General features: G+C 76.7%; 2 protein-coding genes. Both read right to left on the bottom strand.

Going from position 1 to position 6135, the window contains the following annotated elements; all coding sequences use genetic code 11:
• A partial coding sequence (locus I6A81_RS39930) for a zinc ribbon domain-containing protein (protein ID WP_203010482.1) occupies positions 1-3538 on the bottom strand: 3538 nt, incomplete at its 3' end.
• Between the two features lie 424 nt (positions 3539-3962).
• On the bottom strand, positions 3963-5654 hold the full coding sequence (locus I6A81_RS39925; RefSeq protein ID WP_203003823.1) for an Hsp70 family protein: 1692 nt from the start codon (positions 5652-5654) through the stop codon (positions 3963-3965).
• Positions 5655-6135 lie beyond the last annotated feature (481 nt).

Raw genomic sequence — 6135 nt, 5'->3', positions numbered from 1 at the left:
TATTAAGAGCCCGGCCGCATCTCCTACGGCGTCCGGGCAGGTCGGCGATCTGGGAGGTCGTCCGGCCGGCGACCAGCGGGCCGACGGCGGCCGGCGGGCTCATCATCGGCGGCAACGGGCGGACCAGCGGCATCGGCGCCGTCGGGTCCCGCGGCGCCGGCGCGGCCTCGGACCCCGCGGGCACGACCGGGCCCGGCCCGACGGGCGGCATCGCCGCGGCCGGCCCCGCCGGCGGCATCGCCATCGGCGGGGGCGCCAGCGGGGGCGGCACCGGCTGGGGCGGAGGCGCGAGCGGCATCTGCGGGACCGGCGACGCGGCCGGCATCGGCAACGGACCGGACGAGGCCGGCGGGAGCGTCGACGGCGTCCGCGGCGGTGGGCGTCGCGGCAGTCCCGCCTGGCCCGCCGGCGGCTGGCCCGCCGGCGGCGCGGAGGCCGCCGCCGGCGGCAGCGGCAGCGCGCCGGTCGCCGGCGCGACCGCCACGCCGCCGGTGATCGACGGGGTGGGCAGCCCACCCGTCACGGGAGACGTGAGATAGGAGGACGTGGCCGCGGCGGAGGCACCAGCCGCGGCCATCGGCCCGGTACCCGGCGCGGCGGGGTCGGTGGACGGCGGCATGGCCGGCGCCCGGGCGACCAGCTCCGCGCCCGCGGCGGCGGCCCGCGGCTGGCCGGCGACCCGGAAGATCGGGAAGCAGGCCACGTAGTAGGGCCAGCCGTCCCGCGGCGCCGCCAGCCGCCAGCCGCCGCCCCGCAGCTCCAGGCCGGCGGTGGTCACCGTCGCCGCCGAGGCGGTCGGATCGTCCGGGCCGGTCGGCATCCGGTCCCGCCGCCACAGCACCCTCGCCTCGGAGAGCCCCGGCGCCAGCCGGAAGTAGAGCACCAGCTCGTCGCCCCGGTCCTCGGCGCGCAGCTCGGTGACGCCGCCCGGCGCCACGTGCTGGACCGGCCGGCCGACGACGCCGTGGCCGCCGAGCATGCTGACCGGGGTGTAGATCACCGGTCCGGCCGCGGCGGAGTCGAGCAGCCGGCCGCGCCGACTGGTGCCCACGAGGCGCGACGACTCGGTCACCGCGCCGAGCGGCAGATCGACGCTCTCCGGCCCGAAAGGGCCCGCCGACGGCCCGGTGAACCGGCCGGCCGCGGCCGCGCCGAGGTCCGGCAGCACCCCGGGCGTCGCGTAGATCCGCACGTCCGACCCGGGCGGCGCGGTCCAGCGCAGCATGGTCTCGCCGGCGGCGAACGCGACCGACAGGTCGAGGACCGGCCGCGGCCGCGCCACCACCGCGACCGAGACCTCCACCCCGGCGGTCCGGGCCGGCGTCCCGTCGGCCGTCACGTACTCCACCGAGAGCCGGTAGCGGTAGGTGACACCCGGCTGCACGTCCGGGTCGACCAGCTGGCCGCCGCTGACCCGGGTGTGCCGCACCGACCGGTCCACGTCCCGGGCGGAGGGCAGCGCCAGGCCACCCGTCGGCGGGCCGCCGGCCGGGTCGGCGCCGTCCTCGTCCGCGTCCATCGGGTCGACGGCCTCGACCGCGCGCTCGACCGTCACCACCTGGACCGGGCCGTCGAGGCGCCAGGTCAGCCGGACGCCCTCGTCGGTCTGCTGGGCGCCGAGCAGGTCCACCTCGCGGGTCAGCACGAGCGGCACGGTCCTGGCCACGGCCGAGCGGCGACTGCCCGAGACCGCCGTGACCTCGTAGTACACGGGCGCCCAGGCGGGCGCGCCGGCGTCGGTCAGCTCCGGCGACGTCGTGACGCCCAGGCTCGACCGGGCCGGTGGGGCGCCGAGCGTGCTGGCGACCACGCGGTCCACCCGGAAGGACACGGGCGCGGCGGCGTCGGCGACCCGCCAGCGCAGCAGCACCGCCCCCGTCGCCGCGGCGGCCGCGCCGCCGACGGGGAACGCGGCCAGGTCCATGGGCGGGGCCAGCGGAAGGGCGTTGAGAGCCGCCAACGCCTCCGGGCTGTCGGCGGCGCTGGCGAGCACGGCGACCAGCGCGGCCTCTCGCGCCGCGATCGGCAACGCCAGCGCCGCGTCCACCCGGCGGCGGATCATCGCCTGGGCGACGGTCAGCTCCTCGAGCACCTCGGAGGCGCTCCTGCCGTCCGGTCCCGGCACGTCCGCCGCCTGCGCGACCAGCCAGCGCGCCCGTTCGAGCGCGGCCTCCGCCCGCCCGGCGGCGCGGTCGTCGGCCAGCGCCCGCCAGCCGGCGTCCGCGGCGGCGAGCGCCGCCGAGGCATGCGCGGCGAGTTCCTCGCCGGCCGCGAGCGTCGGGCCGCCCACGGCGACGAGCAGCGGCCGCGCCCGGCCGACCAGGTCGGCGGCCTCGGCGGGACATCCGTCGTCGAGCGCCCGGCGGATCGCCGCCAGCGCCTCGGTGGCGTCCCTCGACTGGCGCACGCTCTGCCCGCAGTGCCGGCAGACGACGGCCGCCGCCTCGGTGAGCCGCCCGCAGCTGGGGCAGCCGATGTAGAGGTCGGTGTCGCAGTACCGGCAGACCCGGACCTCGCCCACCGGCTCCGGACGCCCGCAGGCCGGGCAGAGCACGAAGTCGACCGAGGTGGGGGTGCTCACCGGGACGCCGAGGTCACGGGCCAGCCCCAGCACGACCGACCTGACCTGCGCGACGGACAGCCCGCGGCCCGCGCCGAGCGCCTGGCGCATCAGCCCCTCGAAGGCGACGGCGGTGATCTCGCCGTCGAGCAGGACGTGCTCCTCGACCGCGCCCCGCAGCTCCTGGGCGGCGTCCGCGAGCAGGCCCGCGGTGTAGGCGGCCGGATCGGCCTCGATCAGCCGGGCGCGGACCAGTGCCAGCAGGTCCGCGGTCACCGTCTTCTCCCGGTCGTGGCCGCGGCGGGCGTTCACCGCGGCGACCGCCTCGTAGGCCGCGGCCAGCTGGGCCGGCGACGCGTCGGGCGCGACGCCGAGGAAGGCCCACAGCGAGGCGGTGGAGGCGTGGTCGCCGCGGCGCAGCGCGCGCAGCTCCTCGAGCCGGTCGCGGATCTGGCCGCGCACGTCGGCCGGCAGCGGGGCGACTCCGGCGCCGGTGGCGTCGTCGATGATCCGTTCCCGGGCGAGCCGCGCGTCGAACCGCTCGCCGCTCACCCCCGCCTGGGCGGCGAGCCGGCGCAGCCCGTCGACCCGGGACGCGGGGACGCCGCCGAATCGCTCCCGGACGGTGGCCAGGTAGCCGTCGACCTTGGCGAGCCGCTCGGCCTCGCCGTCGCGCCTGGCCAGAGCGACCCGCGCCCGGATCCGCTCCCGCGTCGCGGCGTCGCGCAGCGGCGCCTCCCACTCCGCGCGGCGGCCGACCAGCTCGGCGGCGAGCGTCGCGTACTTGGCCGAGCTGCGCTCCCGCTGCAGGAACGCGAGCACTCGGGCGAGCTTGGCCTGGACCTCGGCGTCGGTGTAGGCGCCCTCGGGGTCGAGATCCGCGACGAAGAACGGGTCGTCGATGCGCAGCGGGGAACGCGCCCGCAGCACCGCCAGCACGCGCCGGCGGTAACCGCTGCCGTCAAAAGCCGCGCTCACGCCTCACCCTCGTCTCACGTAACGCCGTGCCGAGCGAGCAGGCGTCAGCCGCCCCATACCTCACCGTCAGGACCGACATCGTCAGGACCGAACCAGAAGCCAGCACCCGCCGGCTTCCTCGAACGGGCGTTCCCACCGGAGCGGCCGGCGGCCGCGACAGGTCCGCCGGCTCGCCCTGCGCGGGCGGATCCGTCCACGATCCAGGTTACGGACCGCCATCCTCGCCGCCGCAGGGGGCTTGGCGCTAACTCCGCCCATCGCGGCGGTGTCCGCCCGGCGCCGGAGCCCCGTCCCGGGACCCACCGACCGCCGCCGAGCGGGCGTGCGCCGGCCCCCTCGCCGGTCGACGGACGCCGAGGACCTCGATGCCCGGTCATCGGCGAAGACGGAACACGATCTCCAGCCCCTCGCGCCGGGCGTCTCCCTAGTCCCGGCGCTCGACCAGCCGGTTGACCTTCTCCGCCTCCTCGGTGCGCAGCGCCTCGCTGCCGACCCCGGCGGTGACCCGCAGCACCAGCGGCTCGGCGGTGCCCGGATGCGTGGCGCGCACCTCGATCGTCTGGTCACGGCCCATCACGAAGGTGACCTCGACCTGGGTGCCCCGCGGGTGGCCGGACGGGATGCCGCGCAGCGCGCCCGCCACGATGACCTTGTTGTCCTCGATGACCGGGGACGCGAGCGCCGTGCCCTGCTCGAAGACCCGGATGTCGACCTCGGTCTGGTCGTCGGTGACCGTGTAGAAGGTCCTGGTCACCGAGATCGGCAACGGGTCGTTCTGGTGCGCCAGGAAGGCGGCCACCGGGCGGCCCCGGTCCTCGGCGAAGATCCCGAACCCTCGCGAGGTGACGTTCGTGACGGTCGTGCGCACCAGGTCGGCGACGGCCGCCGCCGGCAGGCCCACCTCGCCGGCCCGCTGGGCCGCCGCCGCGGCGACGTCGGCATCGGAGGCCGCGGCCAGGTCGTCGTCCGCCCCGATCCGCCCGGCCTTGACGAGGTCGTCGCGCAGCGACCGCTCCAGCGCCTTCTTCTGCCCGTAGACCGCCGCGCCCTTGGACACGGCGAGGTCCGGGTCGACCAGCTTGCAGGTCAGGCCGAACTCCTCGGCGAGCCGGCGCGCGACCGCCGGCGACTTGCTCATGCCACCGACCAGCAGGCAGGTGTCGATCTTCTCGACGCCCTTCTCGCGGGCGCGGTCCAGCACGGAGCGGGTCAGCTCGATCGTGCGGTCGAGCAGCGGCTTGGTGAGCTCCTCGAACGACGCCCTGGTCACCGCGACGCTGGTGCGCCGGCCGCCGTGCACCACCAGGACGTCGACGCTCTCCCGGCCGGACAGCGCGAGCTTCGTGTCCTCGGCCGAGGTGAGCAGCTCCTGCTCGTCGTAGACGTCGTCGAGCGGGTCGCCCGCCTCCGGCTGCGCCTCGACGAACCGGCGGGCGAGGTGGCGGACCAGCTCCAGGTCCCAGTCGGCGCCGCCGAGTTCGTGGTCGCCGTCGGTGGCCACGACCGTGATGCCGCCCTCGCGCAGCCGGATCACCGTGGTGTCGAAGGTGCCACCGCCGAGGTCGTAGACGAGGACGGTCGACTCGGCCGCTCCGTCCTGGGCGAACCCGTAGGCGAAGGCGGCCGCCGTCGGCTCGTTGATGATGTCGACGACGTTCAGCCCCGCGAGCTCGCCGGCGAGCTTGGTCGCCTTGCGCTCCTCGTCGCCGAAGTACGCCGGGACGGTGATGACGACGTCGGTCACCGGCCCGCCGGTGGCCCGCTCGGCGTCGGCCACCAGTGCCTTGAGGACGAGGCTCGAGACGGACGCGGCGGTGTACTCGACCCCGTGCGCGACGAACCGCCAGTCGGACGTGCCCATGTGCCGCTTGACCAGGCTCGCGACGTCGTCCGGGCGGATCCGGGCCTGACGCTTCGCCTGCGTGCCGACGACGAAGGAGACCTGGCCCTCGGCACCCTCGTCGAACAGCACCACGGACGGTGTGGTCGGCTGCGACTCGATGTTGCGGATCACGTCCGGCCGGCCGTACTCGTCCAGCCGCGCGATGCACGAGTAGGTCGTGCCGAGGTCGATCCCGAAGACCTTGGCGCCCCGGGCGCCGTCGCCCTCCACCACGCGGCCACCTTCCCTTCCGACGCGCCTCGACGCGCGACCGTCACCTGCCCCGGCTGTGTGCCAGCGCCACCGCGCGGGCCGGCTCGTGACCAACCCGGGCGGGAGATTTCTGATTGCCTGTCCACTGTTTTGTACCTAGCGCTCACCGCGCGTCCGCGACCGCCCCCAACCGCCCGGCCGCTTCGCGACACAAGGTGACAACCCGCGCCGTAACCCGGCACCACCCCCACGGCCACCGGATCCCCGCCGCAACCGGGCAAACCCCACGCAACCGACGAGTTCACCGCAACCATGCAAGTTCTGGACGCGACCGAGCTGGAACCGAGGAGGGCGCTCCGCGCCCGACGGCCGGGGCGCACCCCCCCCGCCCGGCCGGGGGCCGGGGGCGGGGGGGGGGCGGGGGCCGCCGGCGGACGTGCCGGCGCACGACGCCGACATCGCGCTGGTGCAGTTCACCTCCGGCACCACCGGCCGACCGAAG

This window comes from Frankia nepalensis (genome assembly GCF_016786325.1).
GTDB lineage: Bacteria > Actinomycetota > Actinomycetes > Frankiales > Frankiaceae > Pseudofrankia > Pseudofrankia nepalensis.
This window is presented reverse-complemented; position numbering and strand designations above follow the sequence as displayed.